The sequence below is a fragment of the Caproiciproducens sp. MSJ-32 genome, from assembly GCF_018918055.1.
Lineage (GTDB): Bacteria > Bacillota > Clostridia > Clostridiales > Clostridiaceae > Clostridium.
The window spans coordinates 29,338-53,805 of sequence record NZ_JAHLPS010000039.1; the positions used below are offsets into that span (position 1 = coordinate 29,338).

General features: G+C 28.5%; 20 protein-coding genes and 4 tRNA genes. All 24 read left to right on the top strand.

The features are described 5' to 3' along the window. Positions 1–21 precede the first annotated feature (21 nt). The 24 genes from KQI16_RS04770 (at position 22) to dusB (ending at position 24,028) form a co-directional block, all read left to right on the top strand. Positions 22–1,155, top strand: a complete 1,134-nt coding sequence (locus tag KQI16_RS04770; protein ID WP_216432562.1) for a S1C family serine protease — start codon at positions 22–24, stop codon at positions 1,153–1,155. Between the two features lie 111 nt (positions 1,156–1,266). Beyond that, positions 1,267–1,842: an aminoacyl-tRNA hydrolase gene (gene pth / locus KQI16_RS04775; RefSeq protein ID WP_216432563.1), complete on the top strand. Its 576-nt coding sequence runs from the start codon at positions 1,267–1,269 to the stop codon at positions 1,840–1,842. 24 nt (positions 1,843–1,866) lie between these two features. Then, positions 1,867–5,376, top strand: a complete 3,510-nt coding sequence (mfd, locus tag KQI16_RS04780; protein ID WP_216432564.1) for a transcription-repair coupling factor — start codon at positions 1,867–1,869, stop codon at positions 5,374–5,376. 115 nt (positions 5,377–5,491) lie between these two features. Further along, complete coding sequence (locus KQI16_RS04785; protein ID WP_216432565.1) at positions 5,492–6,472, top strand: peptidylprolyl isomerase; 981 nt, start codon at positions 5,492–5,494, stop codon at positions 6,470–6,472. A gap of 239 nt (positions 6,473–6,711) precedes the next feature. Continuing rightward, on the top strand, positions 6,712–7,260 hold the full coding sequence (gene spoVT / locus KQI16_RS04790) for a stage V sporulation protein T (RefSeq protein WP_216432566.1): 549 nt from the start codon (positions 6,712–6,714) through the stop codon (positions 7,258–7,260). 95 nt (positions 7,261–7,355) lie between these two features. Then, the gene (locus KQI16_RS04795; protein WP_216432567.1) at positions 7,356–8,891 is read left to right on the top strand and encodes a putative polysaccharide biosynthesis protein; all 1,536 of its coding nucleotides are present in this window, start codon (positions 7,356–7,358) and stop codon (positions 8,889–8,891) included. Between the two features lie 19 nt (positions 8,892–8,910). Beyond that, entirely contained in the window at positions 8,911–10,371 is a 1,461-nt protein-coding gene (mazG, locus tag KQI16_RS04800; RefSeq protein ID WP_216432568.1) for a nucleoside triphosphate pyrophosphohydrolase, read from the top strand. 217 nt (positions 10,372–10,588) lie between these two features. After that, on the top strand, positions 10,589–10,864 hold the full coding sequence (locus KQI16_RS04805; protein WP_216432569.1) for an HU family DNA-binding protein: 276 nt from the start codon (positions 10,589–10,591) through the stop codon (positions 10,862–10,864). A gap of 51 nt (positions 10,865–10,915) precedes the next feature. Further along, a complete protein-coding gene (locus KQI16_RS04810) occupies positions 10,916–11,176 on the top strand; it encodes an RNA-binding S4 domain-containing protein (RefSeq protein WP_216432570.1) in 261 nt (86 codons plus the stop codon). A gap of 50 nt (positions 11,177–11,226) precedes the next feature. Continuing rightward, positions 11,227–11,520, top strand: coding sequence for a sporulation protein YabP (gene yabP / locus KQI16_RS04815; RefSeq protein ID WP_216432571.1), 294 nt, complete (start codon positions 11,227–11,229; stop codon positions 11,518–11,520). 6 nt (positions 11,521–11,526) lie between these two features. Then, a complete protein-coding gene (gene yabQ, locus KQI16_RS04820) occupies positions 11,527–11,916 on the top strand; it encodes a spore cortex biosynthesis protein YabQ (protein ID WP_216432572.1) in 390 nt (129 codons plus the stop codon). Between the two features lie 121 nt (positions 11,917–12,037). Next, positions 12,038–12,271, top strand: coding sequence for an FtsB family cell division protein (locus KQI16_RS04825; RefSeq protein ID WP_330654136.1), 234 nt, complete (start codon positions 12,038–12,040; stop codon positions 12,269–12,271). 85 nt (positions 12,272–12,356) lie between these two features. Then, the gene (locus tag KQI16_RS04830) at positions 12,357–12,770 is read left to right on the top strand and encodes a S1 domain-containing RNA-binding protein (protein ID WP_216432573.1); all 414 of its coding nucleotides are present in this window, start codon (positions 12,357–12,359) and stop codon (positions 12,768–12,770) included. A gap of 276 nt (positions 12,771–13,046) precedes the next feature. Then, positions 13,047–13,133: transfer RNA gene (locus KQI16_RS04835), tRNA-Leu, on the top strand. Between the two features lie 24 nt (positions 13,134–13,157). After that, positions 13,158–13,233 (top strand) — tRNA-Met (locus tag KQI16_RS04840). Between the two features lie 10 nt (positions 13,234–13,243). Further along, a tRNA-Met gene (locus tag KQI16_RS04845) sits at positions 13,244–13,320 on the top strand. 5 nt (positions 13,321–13,325) lie between these two features. Next, positions 13,326–13,412 (top strand) — tRNA-Leu (locus KQI16_RS04850). 332 nt (positions 13,413–13,744) lie between these two features. Then, positions 13,745–16,129, top strand: a complete 2,385-nt coding sequence (gene spoIIE, locus KQI16_RS04855; RefSeq protein ID WP_216432574.1) for a stage II sporulation protein E — start codon at positions 13,745–13,747, stop codon at positions 16,127–16,129. 376 nt (positions 16,130–16,505) lie between these two features. Next, positions 16,506–17,924, top strand: coding sequence for a tRNA lysidine(34) synthetase TilS (gene tilS / locus KQI16_RS04860; protein ID WP_216432575.1), 1,419 nt, complete (start codon positions 16,506–16,508; stop codon positions 17,922–17,924). Then, positions 17,917–18,453 carry a hypoxanthine phosphoribosyltransferase gene (hpt, locus tag KQI16_RS04865; RefSeq protein ID WP_216432576.1) on the top strand — a complete coding sequence of 179 codons (537 nt, stop codon included), beginning with the start codon at positions 17,917–17,919 and terminating at the stop codon, positions 18,451–18,453. Before tilS ends, hpt begins: the two co-directional genes overlap by 8 nt. A 35-nt stretch (positions 18,454–18,488) precedes the next feature. Then, complete coding sequence (gene ftsH / locus KQI16_RS04870) at positions 18,489–20,291, top strand: ATP-dependent zinc metalloprotease FtsH (protein WP_216432577.1); 1,803 nt, start codon at positions 18,489–18,491, stop codon at positions 20,289–20,291. A gap of 181 nt (positions 20,292–20,472) precedes the next feature. Further along, positions 20,473–22,143 carry a formate--tetrahydrofolate ligase gene (locus KQI16_RS04875; protein WP_216432578.1) on the top strand — a complete coding sequence of 557 codons (1,671 nt, stop codon included), beginning with the start codon at positions 20,473–20,475 and terminating at the stop codon, positions 22,141–22,143. A 130-nt stretch (positions 22,144–22,273) separates the two neighbouring features. Beyond that, positions 22,274–23,053 (top strand): type III pantothenate kinase, encoded by a 780-nt coding sequence (locus KQI16_RS04880; RefSeq protein ID WP_216432579.1) that lies wholly within the window; start codon positions 22,274–22,276, stop codon positions 23,051–23,053. A 6-nt stretch (positions 23,054–23,059) separates the two neighbouring features. Next, complete coding sequence (gene dusB, locus KQI16_RS04885) at positions 23,060–24,028, top strand: tRNA dihydrouridine synthase DusB (protein WP_216432580.1); 969 nt, start codon at positions 23,060–23,062, stop codon at positions 24,026–24,028. Positions 24,029–24,468 lie beyond the last annotated feature (440 nt).

The window sequence follows — 24,468 nt, forward strand, 5'->3', positions numbered from 1 at the left end:
ATAGTGTTGGAGGGTAGCATTTTGAGAGACGATATTAATAAGGAAATAAAGGATGAAGATTATTGTACATATGAAGAATTACCTTCAATACAGTTTAGAATAAGAAGAATAAGGAGAATTATTAATATATTTACTAAGTTTTGTTTATTTATTTCTGTAATTGGCATATCAACTGTCATACTTACTGGAATTTCAATGAAGTACAAATATAATGAAGTTATGAAGTTGATTGAGCAGAAAGTCCAAGGAGAAGATATGATATTTGGCTATTCAGAAATAATTAACAAGGTTAGTAATTCCTTAGTTACCATAGGGGAAAAAGAAGAGAATTTAAAAAAGGGAACTTACTTTAAAAATAATTCTACAGGTATAATAATTGATAAATATGGCAAGATATTAACCAGCTATTCAAATATAAAAAATGTTGACAATATATATGTAAAGTTACCTATTAATAATTCTGAACCTGTTGTTGGTAAAATAATTATTGGAAATGAAGATTTGGATATAGCTATAATACAGGTTAATTTTGATGAAGAATTAACTCCGATAAATTTTTCAAATTTTGAAGAAAATTTAACAGGGAAAAGAATTGCATTAATTAGCAATGCTGTTGGAGACGACTATATAGATAGTATAATTCCTGGAATAGTAACTTCTACAAATAGAAGTTTAACAATAAAAAACAATATAATTCCTCTTTTAGAGCTTAATACAAATATAAATGAAATTAATTCTAGTGGAGCAATAGTTAATAATAAGGGAGAACTTATTGGTATTGCTAGTTATAAAATTACTAAAGAAATAAATCGAGATGGCTTATATTATGGTTTAGGCCTAGATGTAGTTAAGAAAATAATTAATTCAGTAAATGAAATTAAAGATATGTTAGGAATAATAGATGGTGGATTTGTTAATAATGAAAATAATTCTAATATATCAGGATTTTATGTAGAAAGAATAGATCAAAATAGCAATGCTTATAAATCAGGCTTAAGACCTACAGATATAATAACTTCAATAGAAAACACAGAAATAAAGAATATTAGTGATTTATATAGAGTATTAAATAAAAATAAAGATAAAAAAATTATTAAATGTAATGTATTAAAATATGGAGAAATAAGAGAAATAGAAATAAGAATAAATAACTAATTTTTAAAATTGCAGCTTTATTGTTAAGTTGCAATTTTATTTTAAATACTTTTATTATTGTAAAAAAATAGTATAATAATAACTATGTTATTAATCTAAGGAGGAAAAATAATGTTCTTAATAGTAGGATTAGGAAATCCGGGAAAGGAATATGATAATACTAGACATAATATTGGATTTGAAACCGTGGATTATATTGCGGATAAGTATAATATAGACATAAATAGGAAAAAATTTAAAGGTATATGTGGGGAAGGGCTAATAAATAATACAAAGGTAATTTTATTAAAACCTTCTACTTATATGAATTTAAGTGGTGAAAGCATAGTTGAAGCCATGAACTTTTATAAGCTAAAAAATGAAGAGTTAATAATAATCTATGATGATATTAGCTTAGAAGTTGGAAGATTAAGAATAAGAGAAAAAGGAAGTGCTGGTGGACATAATGGAATAAAGAGCATAATAGGCAATCTAGCTAGTGATGTATTTCCAAGAATTAAAATAGGGGTAGGACAACCTAAGGGAGAGTTAGTTTCCCATGTTTTAGGAAAATTTAATAAAGAAGAAATGGAAATTCTTAAAGAAGTTATAGAAGCAGCTTCTATTGGAGTAGAAACTATTATTAAAGATGGCACAAAAGAAGCAATGAATAAATTAAATGGGTTTAAGGCATCAAATATAGAGTAATTAGTAATTAAGGACGGTGTAGATATGAGATTAAAGGGGGTATTAGAGCCCTTAAATAGGCATAATAGTTTTAATAAAATATTAGAGAGTATAAAGGGAAAAAGATATCCTGTAAATATTAATGGAGTTTCTGAATCTGGTAAAAGTTATATTATCTATGGGATTTATGAAAATATAGATTCTTCTTTAATAATATTTACAAATAGTGATATGGAAGCAAAGAACATATATGAGGATTTAGTATTCTATACAAATGATGTATATTATTTTCCTGCTAAAGAAGTAGTATTTTATAATGTAGATGCTATTTCTGGAGATTTAAGATGGGCAAGATTAAAAGTTTTGAGGGAACTTTTAAATGATAATAAGAAGATAATAGTAACTTCAATTGATGCTTTAAGTTCTTGTTATGTACCTAAGGACTTATTTTTAAAATATAATTTTAAATTAAAGGTAGATGATGAAGTAGATTTTAAGGAACTTTCTAAAAAATTATTAGAAAGCGGTTATGAAAGAGTTGAAGCTGTAGAAAGAAAAGGTCAATTTTCCTTGCGAGGGGGGATAATGGATGTATATCCTCCAATATCAACTTATCCTTATAGAATTGAGCTTTTTGGAGATACGATAGATTCAATAAGAATCTTTAACACAGAATCTCAAAGAAGCATAGAAAAAGTAAATGAACTAGAAATCTTTCCAGCAAAAGAAATCATATTAACGGAAGAAGCAGTAAGCTTAGGGAGAAGAAATATATTAGATGAATTGGATGAGCTAAGAGACAGATTAGGTTCAAAGGATGAAAAATTTATAAAATTAGAAAGTATAGTAAGGTCTAATATAGAATCTTTAAATGAAAGCCTAACTTTTGAAACAATAGACAGTTATTTGCCTTATTTCTATAATAAGCCGGATAGCTTTTTTAACTATGTGGAAAATTATTTATTCATTGTAGATGATGTTAAAAAGACTGAAGGAAAAATAGACAGTATATACTTTGAATTTAAAGAAAACTATGAAGCCTTTTTGTTAAGGGGAGGTATATTACCTTCACAAAATAAATTGCTGATTGATAAAGGAGAATTAATAACAAAACTTGAAAAGGAAGAAGTAGTTACATTAGATGTTTTTGAAGCTAATAATAAGATTTTAAGACCTATAGATAAATATTCTATAAATCAAACAACCTTAAGCAGTTATCAAGGACAGTTAGATTATTTAATAGAGGATATAAAGGAAAAGAAGAAAAATGGATATAAAACTTTAATACTATCGGGAACCAGGGCAAGGGGAGAAAGATTAGTAAAAACCTTAAGAGAAAGAGAAATAGAAAGTTCTTATAAAGAAGATATTAAAGAAATGCAATTCGGAGAAGTAGTTATTACTTTTGGAAATTTATTAAAAGGTTTTGAATATCCAGATTTAAAATTATGCATAATTTCTGATAAGGATGTTTTTGGTGAAGCAAAAAGAAAGCTTTCAAGAAGGGTAAATAAACAAAAAGGTATAGCCAAGATAAAGAGCTTTACTGACCTTAAGCCTGGGGATTATGTAGTACATGTAAATCATGGTATTGGGGTATATAAAGGGATAAAGCAAATAGAGGTTGATGGTCATAAAAGAGATTATTTAGACATTGTTTATGATAAGGGAGATAAGCTTTATGTCCCTGTAGATCAAATGGACTTAGTTCAGAAGTTTATAGGAGCTGAAGGTAAAACACCTAAGGTAAATAAACTAGGAGGAACTGAATGGACTAAAGCTAAAACAAAGGTTAAGAATTCTATAAATGAAATAGCTCAAGACTTGGTTAAGTTATATGCAGCAAGATCGACTATTAAGGGATATAAGTTTAGCAAAGACACAGAATGGCAAAAGCAGTTTGAAGATGAGTTCCCATATGAAGAAACCCCAGACCAATTAACTTCATTAGCAGAAATCAAGGCTGATATGGAATCTGATAAGCCTATGGATAGACTTCTTTGTGGAGATGTTGGTTATGGAAAGACTGAAGTTGCCTTTAGAGCGGCTTTTAAGGCAGTTATGGATGGAAAACAGGTTGCTTTTTTAGTTCCAACCACTATTTTAGCTGAACAGCATTATAAAAATATGTTAAAGAGATTTTCTGATTTCCCAGTAAAGATTGATATGGTAAGCAGGTTTAGAAGTGCTAAGGAACAAAAGGCAACTCTTAAGGCTGTTAAGGAAGGTAATGTAGATATCCTTGTAGGAACCCATAGGTTAGTTTCTAAGGATGTTGTATTTAAAGATTTAGGTCTTTTAATAATTGATGAGGAACAAAGATTTGGAGTTTCTCAAAAGGAGAAAATAAAACAGCTTAAAAAGAATGTAGATGTGCTTACTTTAAGTGCAACACCTATTCCAAGAACTTTACATATGTCTCTAACAGGAGCTAGGGATATATCTGTAATAGAAACACCACCAGAAGAAAGGTATCCTATTCAAACATATGTTGTGGAACAAAATGATCAGCTTGTGAGAGATGCTATTTTAAGGGAAGTTAATAGAGGTGGCCAAGTTTATTATGTTTATAATAGAGTTGAAACTATAGATGATATGGCTAAGTATATTGCTGATTTAGTTCCAGAATGTAGAGTTGGTATAATTCATGGTAAAATGACAGAAAAGCAGCTTGAAAAAGAAATGATGGAATTTATGAATCAAAATTATGATATTCTTGTTTGTACTACAATAATAGAGACAGGAATAGATATACCAAATGTTAATACTATGATAGTTCATGATGCTGATAAATTAGGTTTATCTCAACTATATCAATTAAGAGGAAGAGTTGGTAGATCAAATAGAATAGCATATGCTTACTTTATGTATACAAAAGACAAGGTATTAACAGAAGTTGCAGAAAAAAGATTAAAAGCCTTAAGAGATTTTACTGAGTTAGGTTCAGGTTTTAAAATTGCTATGAGGGATCTTGAAATAAGAGGTGCTGGAAATATGATGGGATCAGCTCAGCATGGTCATATGGCAGCTATAGGATATGATTTGTATTGCAGAATGCTAGAAGATACAATAAAGCTTATTAAGGGAGAAATAGAAGAAGAACCAATTGAAACATCAGTTGAATTAAAGGTAAGTGCCTATATTCCAGGAACTTATATAGAAGATGAAATGCAGAAAATAGAAATTTATAAGAAAATAGCAGCTATTGAAAGTTTAGATGATTATATGGATATAAAAGAAGAGCTGGAAGATAGATACTCAGATATTCCAGAGCCTGTATATAATTTAATGGATATAGCTTATATAAAGAGCAAGGCTAAACTTCTTTCTATTGAAGAAATAAAAGAAACTGAAAAAGAAGTAAAGTTTATATTTAAAGATAATATTAAAAACTTAAATGAAATTTATAAATATTTACTAAAAAATTACAAGGATTTAGTGCTATTAAGCTTTGAAGAAAAACCGTATTTTTCAATTAAAACCTTAGAACTTAAAAAAGATAGTATTTTAGGCTTCTATAAGAAAATTTTAGAAGATTTAACCAAAGGCAAATAAAAATTTTAAAGATATGTAAAATATTTTATATAAATTGAATAATTGACACAGAATTGATATACTTTTTATGTATAATCGAAAAGAACTAAATTTAACGAGAAATGAGGGAAAATCATTGATTAAGATTAATAAAATTTTAGCTGCAGGAGCTTTAAGTATATTTGCTTTTTCAGCTGTAGGATGTAATATGATATCTAAAACACCAGAAGCTATAGCAAACACAGTTGTAGCTAAAGTTGGAAATTTAAAAGTAACTAAAGGAGAAGTGGAAGAAGTAGCAGGCCCAGTTTTAGAACAATACTATGGTGAAGATTATGAATCTAACACTGAGGCTGCAGAAGCAATAAAAAATTTAAGAACTCAAGCTTTAAATTTATTAGTTGAGCAAAAATTATTAGAAATAAAAGCTAATGAGTTGAATATTTTACCAACCGATGAAGAAATTAACACAGAGGTAAATGAATACCTTGAAAGCATGAAAGAAACTTATGGTGGAGAAGAAGGTTTCAATAGTGCTTTAGAAGAAGCAGGATTAACTTTAGATGAATATAAAGAAAACCTTACAAAGAATATAAGAATGCAATTAATATCAGATAAAGTTACAGAAGATATGTTTAAAGATATAACTGTAACTGATGAAGAAATTAAAACTTATTACAATGAAAACACTAATTCTTTTAAAAGTGCTACAGTATCTCATATTTTAGTTAGTGATGAAGCAAAAGCTAAAGAATTAAGGGAAAAAGCTTTAAAAGGTGAAGACTTTGCTGAATTAGCAAAGGAAAATTCAGAAGATACTGGGACTAAGGAAAAGGGTGGAAGCCTTGGTACAGTAACTTATGATTCAACACAATACGTAACTGAATTTATGACTGCTGTAAAAGCTCTTAAAGAAGGAGAAATATCTGAACCTGTAAAGAGTACTTACGGATATCATATAATAAAGGCTGAAAATATTAAGGTTGATAGTCTTGAAGATAAAAAGGAAGAAATAAAGACTACTTTAGAAAATAAAAAGAAAAATGAGCTATATACAAATAAAATGGAAGAATGGAAAGAAGAATATAAAGTTAAAACTTATGAAGCAAGACTTTAATCAGTGTATAGTATATAGTTTAGGTAGATCTTCAGATTTAATTGAAAATTGATAAAATTAAATAAAGAATTAAGATACCTTTAGTTTTAAAAACTGCTAACTATCTGTTAGCAGTTTTTTTATTTATTACTTAGGATTCATTAATTGAATAAATTTGCCTTTATGTGTATAAAATTTCTAAGAAGTCAAATAATAATAGTGCAACTAATTATTATTAAAGTAAGGAGGTATCTCATAATATGAAAGCAACAGGTATTGTAAGACGTATAGATGATTTAGGTAGAGTTGTAATACCAAAAGAAATCAGAAGAACTTTGAGAATTAGAGAAGGAGATCCGTTAGAAATTTTTACTGATAGAGAAGGTGGAGTTATTTTAAAGAAATATTCACCTATTGGAGAATTAACAGATTTTTCAAAGGAATATGCGGAAAGTTTGCATCAGTCAATAGGTCATAGTGTTTTGATAGCAGATAAAGATGCTTTTATATCAGTTAGCGGAGCACCAAAAAAGGATTATATTGAAAGAAAGGTTAGCAGCGAACTTGAAAGAATAATGGAAGAAAGAAAGGCTGTTATAATAACAGATGAAGCTAAGACTATACCTTTACATAATGATGAAGAAAAAGGTAAATATACTAGTCAAGTTATTGCACCAATAATAGCTGAAGGCGATGCTATTGGGGCTGTAATAATATTAGCCAAGCAAGACAATGAAAAGTTAGGTGAAGTTGAGCTTAAATTAGCAGAAACAGCTGCAGCTTTCTTGGGCAAGCAAATGGAACAATAAAAATTAATAAAACTAAGCTTAAAAAAATAAGTAATAATACCTCTAAACTAGCAATAGAAATTTATTAGCAAATATTTCAAGTTTGGAGGTATTTTATGAAAAAACAATCATTGCTTAAAGCGAGTTTAATTCTTGGTATTGCAGGTATTGTTGCAAAATTCTTAGGTTTATTTTTTAGATGGCCATTAATAATGTTGATAGGGGATGAGGGTGTTGGATATTATCAAATGTCTTATCCTCTATATATGTTTTTTGTAGCAATTGCCTCAGGCGTACCAGCAGCTATATCTAAAATGATATCAGAGAAAAATGCAAAAGGAGATATAAAAGGCGTATTTGAAATTTTAAAAGAATCAAAAATTTTAATGCTTTTTCTTGGAATAGGAACTTCTTTTATATTATTTTTCTTTGCTAAACCTATTATTAAATTTGTTCAGTGGGATTCAAAGGCTTATTATTCATTAATAGGAATTTCTTTTGCACCATTTATAATTTCTATTATGACAATTTATAGGGGGTTTTTTCAAGGTCTTCAAAATATGACGCCTTCAGGAATTTCTCAAGTTTTAGAACAAATAGGAAGAGTAGTAATAGGAGTTGGACTAGCTTATTTATTGCTTCCTAAGGGAATAGAATACTCAGCAGGGGGAGCAGCTTTTGGGGCAACAGCAGGCGGTTTAATGGGTTCTATATATCTTTATATAAAGTATATAAGGGTTAAGAAAAAAATGTGGAATAGGCCAATTAAAACTAATCCTAAGGTATTAAATGAAATACTAAGAGTAGCTCTTCCTATTTCAATAGGTGCTACAGTAGGAACAATTATGAGTTTAATTGATTCTATATTAGTACCTCAGAAGCTTTTACTATCAGGATTAACTTCTGAAGAAGCAACAATTTTATATGCTCAATTAACAGGAAAAGCAAGTGTTATAATAAATATTCCACTGACTTTATCAGTGGCCTTGGGAACTTCCTTAATACCTATAATAGCTGAAAATTATATTATGAGAAAAAGAAGAGCTTTAGAGGAAAAAATACAAATGTCTTTTAAATTATCCTTTTTGATTGCTTTACCTTGTACCTTTGGATTATTTTTTCTTTCGGAACCGATAATGAAAGTTATATTCCCTGGAAGATCAGAAGGGTTCTTAATATTAAAATATTTATCCATTTCAGTACCATTCATAATAATAACTCAAACAACGACATCTATTATGCAGGCCGTAGGTCATTATATAAGACCTGTAATAAATTTATTTATAGGCTGTATAGTAAAAGTTATATTAACTTATTTCCTTGTTCCTATGCCAAATATAAATATATATGGAGCTGTTATTGCTAGTATATCTGCTTATTTAGTAGCAACAATCTTAAATATGATTTCTTTAAAGATTAAAATTAAGGTTAATTTTAATTTAAGAAATACTTTTATAAAACCTTTTATGGCATCTCTTTTTATGATTATAGGAGTAATAATAAGTTATATTACTTTATTAAATAAAACTAATAGCAGTAATTTATCTTGCTTAGGCTCTATATTTATAGGTATTATTATATATATGATACTAATACTAATATTGAGGATATTTACCGTTGAAGATATAAAAAGCAGGGTAGTAAGAAATTAATTAGTAAGGAGATGACCTAATGATAAAGATAATAGGTTTGGGGCCTGGTTCTCCTGAGGCTTTAACAATTGGAGCTGCTAAGCTACTGGAAAAAGGAGAAAATATATATTTAAGAACAAAAAATCATCCTATTGTAGATTTCTTGAAAGAAAAGATAAAAAATTATAAAACTTTTGATGAATATTATGAGAACAGTGAATCTTTTGATGATATTAATGAGAAAATTGTTGATGACATATTAAAAGCTCATAAAAAGACTAAGGACATTGTATATGGGGTACCAGGAAATCCACTTACGGCAGAAAAAACAGTAGCTATTTTAATAAAAATATGCAAGGAAAAGAAAATAGATTATAAGGTTATTCCTGCAGTAAGTTTTATTGATACTCTTATAGAAACTTTAAAAATAGACCCTATTGAAGGACTAATGGTTATAGATGTCTCAGACATTAATAATCAAGTTTTAGATAAAAGAGTAGCCACTATAATTACACAAGTTTATAGTAAAGCATTAGCAGTTAAGTTAAAAGAAAAACTTTTAGATAGTTATAATAAACAAACAGAAATATATTTAATAAAAAATCCAGGGGTAAAGGAAGCTGAACTGATAAGGAAAATTCCTATATATGAATTAGATAAGCAGGAAGACCTGGATAATATGACTTTTATATATGTGCCAAAGGATAAAAATAATAAGAAGGATTTCTATGATTTAGTTGATTTAGTAAAAACTTTAAGAGGAGAAAATGGGTGCCCTTGGGATAAGGAGCAGACTCACCAAAGTATTAAAAATGAGCTTATTGAAGAAACTTATGAGCTTATTGAGGCTATAGAGCAGAATAGCATAGATGGAATGATTGAAGAGCTCGGGGATGTATTATTTCACGTAGTATTCCATGCTTGCATTGAAAATGAAAAGGGAAATTTCAATATTACAGATGTAGTTAATAGAATAATAGCTAAAATGGTTTATAGACATCCTCATGTTTTCGGAGAAAAAGAAATTAATAATACAAGGGATGTTTTAAAGAGCTGGGATGAGCTAAAGAAACAGGAAAAGAAATATGAAACTATTACTGATGAAATGAAAGCTGTTGCTAAAACATTACCGGCCTTAATAAAGGCTCATAAGGTTCAGAAAAAGGCTGCAAAAGTAGGATTTGATTGGGATAGTATTGAAGAAACTTCAAAAAAAGTAATAGAAGAATTAAATGAACTATTAGATGTATATAAAAGCAAAAATGAGGAAAAAATAAAGAAAGAAGTAGGAGATTTGTTATTCTCTTGTGTTAATTTATCCAGAAAGTTGAATGTAAATGAAGAAGAAGCATTAAATATGACTATAAATAAATTCATAAATAGATTTTCATTTATAGAAGAAATGGCTTTAAAAAATAATAAAAATCTAAATGACATGACCTTAGAAGAAATGGATAAATTATGGGAAATTGCAAAAGAAAAAGAAAAAATAAAAAAATAAAAAGGATTTTAAAATTTTATGAAGAATAATATAAACAGTTGTTGCTATACTATACATAACTTATTGTAAAAAAAAGGTTTTTTTGTTATAAAAGTAGAGAAACCTATAGACTATCAATAAAAGAGGTTATATAATAAGATAATGTAGTTATAGTACATATTAAGGAAATAATTAACTACCAAAATATTAAAACGGGTTATTTAAGGAGGATGTAATTGTGAATAAATCAGAATTAATCACTAGCATGGCAGAAAAAAGTAAATTAACAAAGAAAGATGCTGAAGCGGCTTTAAAAGCATTTATTGAAACAGTAGAAGAAACTTTAGAAAAAGGCGACAAAGTTCAATTAATTGGATTTGGTACTTTTGAAACTAGACAAAGAGCTTCAAGAGAAGGAAGAAATCCAAGAACTAAGGAAGTTATTAATATTCCAGCATCTACAGTACCAGTTTTCAAAGCAGGTAAAGAATTTAAAGACAGAGTTAATAAGTAATATTAAGAACCCGAGTTTTTCTCGGGTTCTTTTTTAGAAAGGAGTTTGATTATGAGATTAGATAAATACCTTAAAGTTTCAAGAATAATTAAGAGAAGAACTGTAGCAAAGGAAGTTTGTGAAGGGGGAAGAGTTTTTATAAATGATAAGGTGGCCAAACCGTCTACTGTTGTTAAAGAAGGAGATATTATAGAAATACAATTTGCAAATAGATCTTTAAAAGCAAAAATAACCAATATTGCAGAACATGTTAAAAAAGAGAATGCGAAAGAAATGTATGAGATTCTAGAAGGAGAAGAAGATAAAGAATAAATATAATAAATCCTTCATATATTTTATTAAGAATATTTGGAGGAGATATTATGGAGAAGAGAATAGAAAATAAAATAGAAGAAGTAAAAAGTAATATATACTTAGAAAATAGAAAAAAGTTAACCCTTACAGGAGCAGAGGAAGTAATTAGTTTTGATGATGAAAAGATATTATTAAATACAAAATTAGGTTTTTTAACAATTAAAGGTTCTGAGTTGAAAATGAATAAATTAGATGTTCAAAATGGAGATTTGATAATAATAGGAAACATAGCTTCTATAGTTTATAGTAATAAAGAAGTAAAAAAAGAAAAAGAAAGTATAATATCAAGGCTTTTTAGGTAGGTCTGTATGCCTCTGACTTTAGAAGTTCAATTTCAAACTGTATTATATTCAATTTTATCTGGAATTTTAATTGGTATTTTATTTGATTTATATAGCATGATAAGGGGAATAAAGGTACCTAAAATAATAGTAATAATTGAAGATATATTATTTTGGGTATTAACAGCCTTAATAGTTTTTACTTTTTTACTATATAAGAACTATGCTTTCCTAGGACCTTATGTTTATGTATTTATGATTTTAACATTAATTATCTATTTAAAGATTATTAGCTCAAAAGTTAGAAAGATAGAAATTTATATTATAGAAAAGGTGAGCTGGCTTTTTAGAATAATTTTTAAAACTTTATCTTATCCTGTAAAAATAATATATTATAATATTTTAGGAAAAAGGTAGGAACATAAAAAAATAGCTTGAATAAAATATTTTTAGTGATTAAAATAGATATATAATATATTTAAAGAGGGTGTTGTAAATTAAAAAACGATTAACTCTTAAAGGAATTATTATATTTTTTATTTTTGCTATTTTCATATACAATTATATAAAGCAAGGGATTACAATAAAAGAAATCCAAGAAGAAATTACTATTAGTCAGCAAGAACTAGAAGAGCTTAGAGATAAAAATGCAGAACTTCAAAAAGATTTGGAAAAAATTGGTTCTGATGAATATATTGAAAAAAGCGCTAGAGAAAGACTAGGAATGGTAAAAGAAGGAGAAAAGGTTGTAAATTCCCAAGAGCAAAATTAATCAATATGTTTTAAAATTATAAAAAGAGGTTATTATTATAATAACATATATTTATTTTTTATTTTTAAGGAGGAATCTTTGTAACATGACCTTAGCGGCAGGAAACATTTTAGAGGGTACAGTGGTTAACATCACTAATTTTGGTGCATTTGTAGAAATAGAGGGAAATAAAACAGGATTAGTTCATATCTCAGAAGTAGCAGATACTTTTGTAAAAGATATTAGAGAACATCTTAAGGAAAAAGACAAAGTTAAAGTTAAAGTGATATCAATAGATGATAATGGTAAGATTAGCCTGTCCATAAAACAAGCAAATGTACAAAAAAAGTCATCTAACCCTATAGAAATTGATTGGTCTTTAGAAAACAAGAAAAATTATAGCTCTTCAGGGAATTTTGAAGATATAATATCAAAATTTTTGAAGGATAGCGAAGAAAGAATGCAGGATATAAAAAGAAACCAAGATTTCAAATCAAAGAGTGGAAGAAGAGGTTATTAATTTTTTATTAGGTAATTATAGACATCATATAAATTTATATATAAATCTATAAGAGGACTGTCTGGGACAGTCCTTTTTTATATAAAATGTAAAATTCTTTTAAGATAATTTTAAATCTATATAAGTATAAGTCTCATTTTTAAGCTTTTAGCCATTAAGGCAGCCTTTATTACTTACTATAGAAAAGGCAAATTTTGATTTTTTTTAAAAATATGTTGACACTTATAATAACATAATATATAATTATTTTTGTCGTCGACAGGACGTAAACAATATGCTGAAGTGGCGGAACTGGCAGACGCACAGGACTTAAAATCCTGCGGTAGCGATACCGTACCGGTTCGATTCCGGTCTTCAGCACCAAAGTTGAATTTAACTTAATAATATCGCGGGGTGGAGCAGTTGGCAGCTCGTCGGGCTCATAACCCGAAGGTCGTAGGTTCGAGTCCTACCCCCGCAACCAAAACAAATGTGGCGGAATAGCTCAGCTGGCTAGAGCACTCGGTTCATACCCGAGGTGTCGTAGGTTCAAGTCCTATTTCCGCTACCATATACGCTGAAGTGGCGGAACTGGCAGACGCACAGGACTTAAAATCCTGCGGTAGCGATACCGTACCGGTTCGATTCCGGTCTTCAGCACCAAAGTCATAAAACTTATTTAAGTTTTATGACTTTTTTTATATAAATTTTTATATATTTTTTTCATCATAAATTTGTTTATAATGACAAAATAAATGCCATAGAAAAAATAAAAAAATAATGATAAAGATTAGATTTTAAGGGAATAGTTTGAATTAAACGAGGAAAATAAGAAATTTAACTATAAAAGAAATAATTCTAAAATTTTATCTATCTTTAAGAGATTATAAAATAAAATGTCCTACGAAAATTTTTTTAAAAACCATATATTGACATATCTCACCTTAACATAATGCTATAATCAAAATACATTTTAAAGAAGGTGAGGTAATAATATGCAATATGGTGTGGATATATCAACATATAAAAGAGTAAGTAATAAAAATAATAAAAGGGAAGTTAAGCTTCAGGGAGATGTTGCTAAATCTTTAATAATATTTGCTATTGGAATTTTATTAAGCAGGGTTTTATTATCAATAACAAGAGATATAGGCATAGCACCCTTTGGTATTGCATATTTAATATGTTTAAAAAGGGAAACTGTAAGGGATAAGATCCTTGCCTTATTTGGAACATCAATAGGATACCTATCAATAGCTAGTATTCTAGAAGGAGCTATTGGATATTGTGTTGTAGCATTAATAGTATTAATTTATAGTGAAATATGTAATCAAATAAATATAAAGGAAAGGGATGCTATAACCTTCTTAATCATATTTTCAGCCTTTTTAATATTTAATTTTTTAGTTTATAAGCAGCCTATTAAAATTAATTTAATATTTTCTTTTTTAAAATTATTAAGTATAGTACCTGTTAAATATATAATAAGTTATGCATTAAGTTCAGTAGATGAGTTAGATAGTAACTACCTATTTTCTACAGAAGAATTAATAAGTATAGGAATATTAGTATGTTTATTAATTACTGGAGTAGGCAGTTTTAATATTTTAGGTGTTTACTTAAGAAATATAATAGCAATTTTTGTGATTTCTCTTTTTGCTTTTATTGGCGGAAGTGGACTAGGATCAGCTATTGGAATCTCCATGGGTTTTATAATAGGAATAACAAATAATGATATAGTAACTTATATAACTATTTTCAGCTTATGTGGACTTATTATGGGAGTTTTTAAGGAAACAGGAAGAGTCTTTTCGTCATTAAGCTATATAGTTGTTCATTTTATAATATTAATGTATTCTAATTCTTTTAACATAGCAGGAATGATAGAAGTATTAATTGCCTTGACTTTATTTGTATTTATACCAGAAGCAATATTAAATAATATTGTGAATGAGTTAAATAGAGATAAAAAAATTGAAATTATTAATGAGTTTAATTTAAATGAAGTTAAAAATGAATTTTTAGATAGATTAAATTCAATGAAAGCAGTACTAGGAAGTTTATCTAATTCTATATTAAATTTAGGACAAAATGATATTTTATCTTTAAGCAATAAGGGAACTGCAATGGTTGAAAGTCTGGCTGATAGAGTTTGTTATAATTGTGAATTAAAGCAAAGATGTTGGGATAGAAACTTACGTTATACTTTTGATGGTTTTTCAGAACTTATCAGTAGTTGTGAAAAAAATGATATACATTTTCCAAAGGTTTTAGATAATAGATGTGTGAAAAAAAGCAGTTTAATAAAAAATGCTCAGGAAATTGTAAATAATTATACTGTTAATGAGGCTTTAAAAACTAAATTAACAGAAGGAAGAAAGCTTATAGCTAGTCATATTAATAATATGACTGTAACAATGGGAGATATGATTAGAGATTTTGAAAAGGATGTTTCGATATGCTCAGAAATAGATAAAATCTTAAAGAAGTCACTAAATAAGGCAAAAATAGAATATAAGAATTTATTCTGTTATTTAGATAGAAAAGGAAGAATGAAAATTAAGGTTACATTAACTAATTGTGAAGGATGTAATTATTGTGTTAAAAATATATTACCGGTAATAAATGATTTAGTAAAAGTTCCAATTTCTATATCTAAATCTGGCTGTAGAATAGATCCAGATACAGATGAGTGTTCAATTATAATTGAAGAGACCCCTAAATATCATGTAGCATCTTTTGCTGCAGTTAAATCTAAGGATGGAGAAAGTTCTATAGGAGATAGCTATAGTTTTAATACTAATGATGATGGAACTTATTTAACTATAATAAGTGATGGAATGGGTTCTGGACCAGAAGCCTCAACTGAAAGTAAGCTGGCAGTGGACTTAGTAGAAAAGTTTATTGAAGCAGGATTTACTCAAAAAACTGCTATAAATACTGTTAATTCAATAATGACAATGAAATTTAATGAGGATGAAAAATTTACAACTATGGATTTAAATTTAATTGATTTATATACAGGAGAAGCAGAATTTGTAAAAATCGGAGGGGTAGTTAGCTTTATAAAAAGAGGTGATGAGGTAAAGGTAATAAAATGCAATAGTCTTCCTTTTGGAATATTAGATTCTGTAGACATAAATTCTGAAAAAGTAAAGCTTAAACATGGAGATATTATTGTATCAATAAGTGATGGGGTTTTAGATGTGGATAAAAATAATTTAGGAAGCTATTATTGGTTAGAAGAATATTTAAAATATTCGGATAGTAATCCGTCAGAATTATCAAGGAATATATTAGATAAGGCAATTGCTTTAAGCAATGGAAGAGTAAGAGATGATATGACAGTATTAGTATCAAAAATTTATGCAACCTATTAAAATAAGGGGTTGTTAGGTAAAGTTCCTTGTTTTAATTCAAAATTTATAATTTAAGATGATTTTTAGATTTGTTGAGAATCTAATAATATATTTTTTGTAATTAGTGAAGTTAATAATTTTCTGGATTTAGAAGATATATTTATAGTAAGATCATGAATATATTTAATAAACTAGAATTATTAATTTGTAATTCACAATTTAGGAAATAATTCAGCCTTGCTAAATTATAAAAATAATATATCAGCTTTTTAGCTAAACTACCTATAATCCTAAATTGTGAATTTTGTATTGTGGATTGTGAATTGTAATAGTTGTTTACAACTATTACAATTGTGTTATTATAGATATATCAAAAAATGCTGAGGAGTTTTTTAATGTGATTAACAAGGTAAAGGCTTTTATAATTGAAAATAATCTCATTGATAAAGGTGATAAGGTATTAGTAGGTCTATCAGGTGGACCTGATTCTGTATGTTTACTTCACATATTATATAAATTAAAAGGTGACTTAGAAATAGAGCTAGGAGCAGCTCATATAAATCATATGTTAAGAGGAAATGAAGCTATTGAAGATGAAGAGTATTCTAAAAGATTATGTGAAAGTTTAAATGTTGAATTCTTTTCAACTAGAGTAAATATACATAAAATATCAAAAGAAAAAGGTATATCAGAGGAAATGGCTGGAAGAGAGGAGAGATATAGCTTTTTTGAAAAAATTAAACTAGAAGAAGGTTACAATAAAATTGCAATAGCTCATAATTTAAATGATCATGCAGAAACTGTAATACTAAATTTAATGAGAGGATCTGGTATGGAAGGACTTTGTGGTATTAGGGTAAAGAGAGAAGGGGGAATAATCAGACCGATTTTATGCCTTTCAAGAGATGAAATTGAGAATTATTGCAGAATAAATGATTTAAAGCCTAGGATTGATAAGACAAATTTAGAAAATATTTATAGTAGAAATAAGATAAGGCATGATATACTTCCATATATGAAGAAAAATTTTAATGGTGATATAATTGAAACTATCAATAGAATGAGTAAGCTTATTCAAATAGATAATGATTATTTAAGCAAAGAAGTGGATATTTACTATTCAAAGTATTGTGAGAAAAGATCCGATAGTTTAATTATTTCAAAGGAAGCCTTTTCTTTAGATTTGGCTCTTTTAACAAGGCTAATAAGGAAATCTTTATTTAACTTCTCCGAAAAATATAATAATATTGAGATGAAACATATATATGAAGTTATAGGATTATCTAAAAATACTACAAATAAAAGAATATATTTACCTAACAATATAATATGTGAAAATATATATGGAGATATTTACTTAAAAGATAAAATTAAAGTATTAAGTAAAAGGGATGGTGAAGAGGAGAAGGAAGTAATTATTAATAAAAAAGATTTAAATAATATTTCGATAGAATATAATGAATATATAGTAGAGTTTAAAATTATTAACAATTTGAAAAATAATATAGAATTTTCTAATAATGTATTAATAAAATATTTCGATTATGATAATATAAAAGAAGAATTAAAAATCAGGCAAAGAAGAAATGGGGATAAAATGATTCCTTTAGGAATGAAAAATAGTAAAAAATTAAAGGATATATTTATAAATCTAAAAATACCTGCTGAAGAAAGGAATAAAATACCCCTTGTAATCTTTGATGAAGAAATTGCCTGGATAGTGGGATATAGGGTTTCCGAAAGCTTTAAGGTAACAAATAAGACAAGTAGAATTTTAAAGATTACTTTTAGAGGAAAGGAAAAAAGAGATGCTTAAAGATATAAAAGAAATTTTATTAACTGAGGAAGTAATAAGGGAGAAAATAAAAGAACTTGGAAGTAAAATAAGCAGAGATTATAAGGATAAAAATTTATTAGTAGTTGGTATTTTAAAAGGCTCGGTAGTTTTTACTGCTGATCTTATAAAAAATATAAATATACCTTGTGAACTAGATTTTATGGCAGTATCTAGTTATGGAAATTCATATGAAACTTCTGGTATTGTAAGAATATTAAAAGATTTAGATAATGAGATAGATGATAAAGATATAATAATTGTAGAAGATATTGTTGACAGTGGAGTTACATTGGATTATCTTCAAAGATATCTTAAAGCTAGAAATGCAAAAAGTATTAAAATTGCTGCGCTACTAAGTAAACCAGCAAGAAGAAAAACAAAAATTGATGTAGATTATTTAGGGTTTGAAGTACCAGATGAATTTATAGTTGGATATGGATTAGATTATGCTGAAAAATATAGGAATTTACCTTTTATAGGTGTACTAAAAGAAGAAGTATATAAATAAAGTTTACAAAAAACTAGAAGAAAGGGGGGCCTTGAATGAAAAAATATTCAAGTGCAACGGTATGGATATTTGTAATTGTGATGCTCTTTCTATCAGCAACTTTATTATGGAATGGTGGTAATGCATCAAATAGAATAGTGTACAGTGATTTCCAACAAAAGTGGATAAATAATGAAATAGATAGTATAGTTGTTGAAAAGGAAAAAATGATTGTCTCAGGTAAGACAAGAGATAATAAGCAATTTACAACATATGCACCAAGCGAATTAATACAACAATTAATAATTCAAAATCCTAAAGATGATGTTAAGGTTGAATTTAATCAGCCTTCAAATAGTAGTTTTTGGATTAGTCTTATTCCAACATTGATGTTAATGGTATTATGCTTTATTTTCTTTTACATTATGTCCCAACAAGCCCAAGGCGGGGGTAGTGGACGAGGTGTTATGAATTTCGGTAAAAGCAGAGCTAAGATGATGTCGCCAGAAGATAAAAAAGTTACATTTGCAGATGTAGCTGGAGTAGATGAAGAAAAACAAGAATTAGAAGAAATAGTAGATTTCTTAAAGCAGCCTTCAAAATATACTGAAATGGGAGCAAGAATACCTAAGGGAGTTTTATTAGTAGGTCCGCCTGGAACAGGTAAGACTTTATTGGCAAGAGCAATAGCTGGAGAGGCTGGAGTTCCATTCTACAGCATTTCTGGATCAGATTTTGTTGAAATGTTTGTGGGTGTTGGAGCTTCTAGAGTTAGAGACTTATTTGATCAAGCTAAGAAGAATGCCCCAGCTCTAATCTTTATAGATGAAATAGATGCTGTAGGAAGACAAAGAGGTGCTGGCCTTGGCGGAGGTCATGATGAAAGAGAACAAACTTTAAATCAGCTATTAGTTGAAATGGATGGTTTTGGTACAAATGAAGGAATTATAATGATAGCTGCTACAAATAGACCTGATATACTTGACCCAGCTTTATTAAGACCTGGTAGATTTGATAGACAAATAGTTGTTGGTACACCAGATGTTAAGGGTAGAGAAGAAATATTAAGAATTCATACTAGAAAGAAACCTTTATCTGATGATGTAGAATTGAAGACTTTAGCTAAGATGATACCTGGCTTTAGTGGTGCAGATATCGAAAACTTAGCAAATGAAGCAGCTTTATTATCTGTAAGAAAGAATAAAAAAGTAATTGGTATGGAAGAATTTGAAGAAGCCATAACAAGAGTTATAGCAGGACCTGAAAAGAAGAGCAGAACTATTAATGAACATGATAGAAAATTAACTGCATATCATGAAGCAGGTCATGCAGTAGTTATGAGATCATTAGAACATTCTGATCCAGTTCATGAAATAAGTATAATTCCAAGAGGTATGGCAGGTGGATATACAATGCATCTACCAGAAGAAGATAGATCATATACATCAAAAGCAAGATTACAAGATGAAATGGCAGGGCTTCTTGGAGGTAGAATAGCAGAAAAACTTATATTAGCTGATATAAGTACTGGTGCTAAAAATGATATAGATAGAGCAAGTGCTATTGCAAGAGCAATGGTTATGGATTATGGTATGAGCGAGAAACTTGGAACTATATCTTATGGTTCAGATAATAATGAAGTATTTTTAGGTAAAAACTTAGGAAAGAATAGAAACTTTAGTGAAGAAGTTGCATCATTAATTGATAAAGAAGTTAAGAGATTTATTGATGAAGCATATAATAGAGCTGAAACTATATTAAAAGAAAATATTAATAAGTTACATGCAGTAGCTCAGGCTCTATTAGAAAAAGAAAAAATTGATGGGGAAGAATTTGAAAGAATTTATAATGAAAATTAGTTTCTAAATAAAATAGCTGCTTTGTAAATCCATTTTACAAAGCAGCTATTTTGCTTAATATTTACTGTATAACTTAAAATTATTTATATAAATTACTATTAAGTATATAATATATTAAAATGGAGTTAATAGAATAATTATTAGGAGATAATTGTTAATTGAAAAAGTGGGAGTGATGTATATGAAGAGTGATATTCAAATAGCTCAAGAAGCTAAAATGGAGCCTATAGTAAAAATTGCAGAAAAGTTAGGCCTTACTGAAGATGATATTGAGTTATATGGAAAGTATAAATGTAAGTTGTCTTTAGATATATTGAAAAAGAATAAAGATAAGAAAAATGGAAAGCTTGTATTAGTAACTGCAATTAATCCAACATCAGCTGGTGAAGGAAAATCAACAGTAACTGTTGGTCTTGGCCAAGGATTATGTAAAATGGGGAAAAATGCAGTTATAGCTTTAAGAGAACCATCTTTGGGACCTGTTTTTGGAATAAAAGGCGGTGCTGCAGGAGGCGGATATTCCCAAGTGGTTCCAATGGAAGATATAAATTTACATTTTACTGGAGATATGCATGCCATAACTTCTGCAAATAATTTATTGGCAGCAGCAATAGATAACCACCTTCATCAAGGAAATTCTTTAAGAATTGATCCAAGAAGAATATTATTTAAAAGGGTTATGGACATGAATGATAGAGCTCTAAGAAATATTGTTGTTGGACTTGGAGGTAAAATTAATGGTTTTCCTAGAGAAGACGGCTTTATGATAACAGTTGCTTCAGAAATAATGGCAATACTATGTTTATCAAATAGCTTATCTGAGCTTAAAGAAAGAATGGGAAATATATTAATTGCTTATGATTTAGATGGAAATCCTGTTTATGCAAGACAGTTGGGTGTTGAAGGAGCAATGGCATTACTAATGAAGGATGCTATAAAACCTAATTTGGTGCAAACTTTAGAAAATACACCTGCAATAATTCATGGAGGACCTTTTGCTAATATTGCTCATGGATGTAATTCTATTTTAGCTACTAAAATGGCTTTAAAGCTTGGGGATATAGTTGTAACAGAAGCAGGTTTTGGAGCAGATTTAGGAGCGGAAAAGTTTTTAGATATAAAATGCAGGTATGGAAACTTAAGTCCAGACTGTGTTGTAATAGTTGCTACAATAAGAGCATTAAAACATCATGGTGGAGCTCCTTTAGATCAATTAACTGTTCCTAATGTAGAAGTTTTAAAAGAAGGTATTTGTAATCTAGAAAAACAAATTGAAAACATAAAAAAATACAATGTTCCTGTAGTTGTAGCAATTAATAGATTCCATTCAGATAGTGAAGAGGAAATAGAATTTATAAAAGATTTTTGCAATAGTATTGGAGTAAAAGCAGCTTTAGCTGATGTTTGGAGCAAGGGCGGAGAAGGTGCTTTAGAACTTGGTGAAGCAGTATGCGATATTTTAGAAAATGAAGTAAGCAACTTTAAACCTTTGTATGAAGTTGAAGATACAATAGAAAATAAAATATTAAAAATAGCAAAAGAAATATATGGAGCAAGAGGAATAGTTATAAGTCCAAATGCTAAAAAGCAAATAAAGGAATTAGAGAAGTTTAATTTAGATAAACTTCCTATATGTATGGCAAAAACACAATATTCATTATCAGATAACCCTAATTTATTAGGAAGACCAAAAGATTTTGAGATTACTGTTAGAGAAATTAAAATATCAAACGGAGCTGGCTTTATAGTTGCCTTAAATGGTGATATTATGACAATGCCGGGATTACCAAAGGTACCTGCAGCAAATAAAATGGATATAACAGAAGATGGAGAAATAACAGGATTATTCTGATATAAATTTTCTCATCCCTTGACAAATGATATTTAATTGCTAAAATTTAAAGTGTTAAATTTACTATAAGAAGTATATTTATAAGGGCAGCTTTCAAAGCTGCTTTTAATTGTATTAAGGTGGTGTCTGTATGATTTTACTAATAGATGTTGGTAATACTAATATAGTTTTAGGTTTATATAAAGAAAAAGAACAGCTTCATTCTTGGAGAATTTCTACAGATTTAAATAAAACTTCCGATGAATTTTCTATTCAAGTTATGCAGCTTTTTACACAAAATGATTTAAATCCAAAGGAAGTTAAAGGAATAATAATTTCATCAGTTGTTCCTAATATAATGCATTCCTTAGAAAATATGGTTAGAAAAAGCTTTAAAATTGAACCTATAATTGTAGGGCCAGGAACAAAAACAGGAATAAATATAAGATATGATAATCCTAAGGAAGTTGGTGCTGACAGGATAGTAAATGCTGTAGCAGCCCATAATAAATATAAAAAAGACCTTATAATTATAGATTTTGGAACTGCTACAACATTTTGTTCTTTAACTAAGGATGCTAATTATCTTGGAGGATGTATAACTCCAGGTATAAGGATATCATCAGATGCCTTATTTGAAAAAGCAGCTAAATTACCAAGAATAGAATTGGAGAAACCTAAAAATATAATTTGTAAAAATACTGTATCAAGTATGCAGGCAGGAATAATATATGGATATATAGGTCAAGTTGAATATATTGTAAAAAAAATGAAAAAAGAAATGATGGATTTAGGTTGTGACGAACCTATGGTTTTAGCTACTGGGGGCTTAGCTAATTTAATAGCTAAAGGAACCAGAATTATAGATAAGGTTGATCCTAATTTAACATTAGAAGGGTTAATGATGATGTATGAAAAGAATAAGGAGTAGTATAATATGAAAATAGGAAGTATAGATTTAATAGGTAATGTATTTTTAGCCCCTATGGCTGGAGTTACTGATATGGCTTTTAGGGTTCTTTGCAAGGAAATGGGTTGTACATTAGTCTATACTGAAATGGTAAGTGCAAAGGCACTTTATTATGATAATGATAAAACAAAAACTCTCCTTAGAATAGCTAATGAAGAGAAACCTGTTGCTGCCCAGATATTTGGAAGTGATCCTGAAATCATGGCAGAAGTTGTTGAAAGGGAACTCAATAACAGAGAAGATATAATTATAATAGATATAAATATGGGATGTCCAGTAAATAAAATAACTAAAAATGGTGAAGGATCAGCCCTTTTAAAAAACCCATCCTTGGCAGGAAAAATAGTAGAAAGTATAAAGAAAGTATCAACTAAACCTGTAACCGTTAAAATAAGAAAGGGTTGGGACGAGGAACATATTAATGCTGTAGAGGTTGCTAAAGTACTTGAAGCAGCAGGAGCAGATGCTATTGCAGTTCATGGAAGAACTAGACAGCAAATGTACGAAGGTAAATCAGACTGGAATATAATAGCTCAGGTTAAAGAAGCTGTATCTATTCCAGTAATAGGTAATGGTGATGTGTTCACCCCAGAAGATGCTCTTGAATTAAAAAATATGACTAATTGCGATGGAATTATGATTGCAAGAGGAAGTATGGGCAATCCATGGATTTTTAAGCAGATTGAGCGTAAGTTAAAGGGCGAAGATCCATTAGAGATAACTTATGAAGATAGAATTAATATGTGTATTAGACATTATGATTTAGCAATAAATTATAATGGAGAAGACAAAGCCTTAAGAGAAATGAGAAAGCATATAGCTTGGTATTTAAAAGGAATACCGAATAGTAATGAAATAAAAAATAAAGTAAATATGCTAGAAAATAAAGAAGAAGTTATAGAACTTTTAAATAAGTATAAGGAAGAATTAATGTAGATATTTGTAACTAAAAAATGTATCATAGAATATGTATACTTAATAAGGAATAATTAATAATTTATCTAAATATTATTAAAATCAGAAGTTTCGCAGATTAAAAAATAAATAGGGCGTAGCCCCTTGATATGTCAAGGTTTAGATGAATAATAATTGAAATATGTAAATTCCGATTTTTACTGGAAAAAATTTAGGCTTTAAAAATGAAAACATCCTTTCTATAATGAATTTTGCTACAAACCCAATAGAAAGGATGTTTTGAGATGAACAAGCGTTATTTAAAACAAATGCTCACCTACTTCTCTAAGGTATACCATCTTGGAGAAAAAATCAAGGGGTTAAAAGATGGAAGAATAAATCCTCAAATTGAAACTTCAACTATTTCATTTATAGTTCTGTTCACATTTATCTGTAGACTTAAAAGTTTTAATAGACTCGAA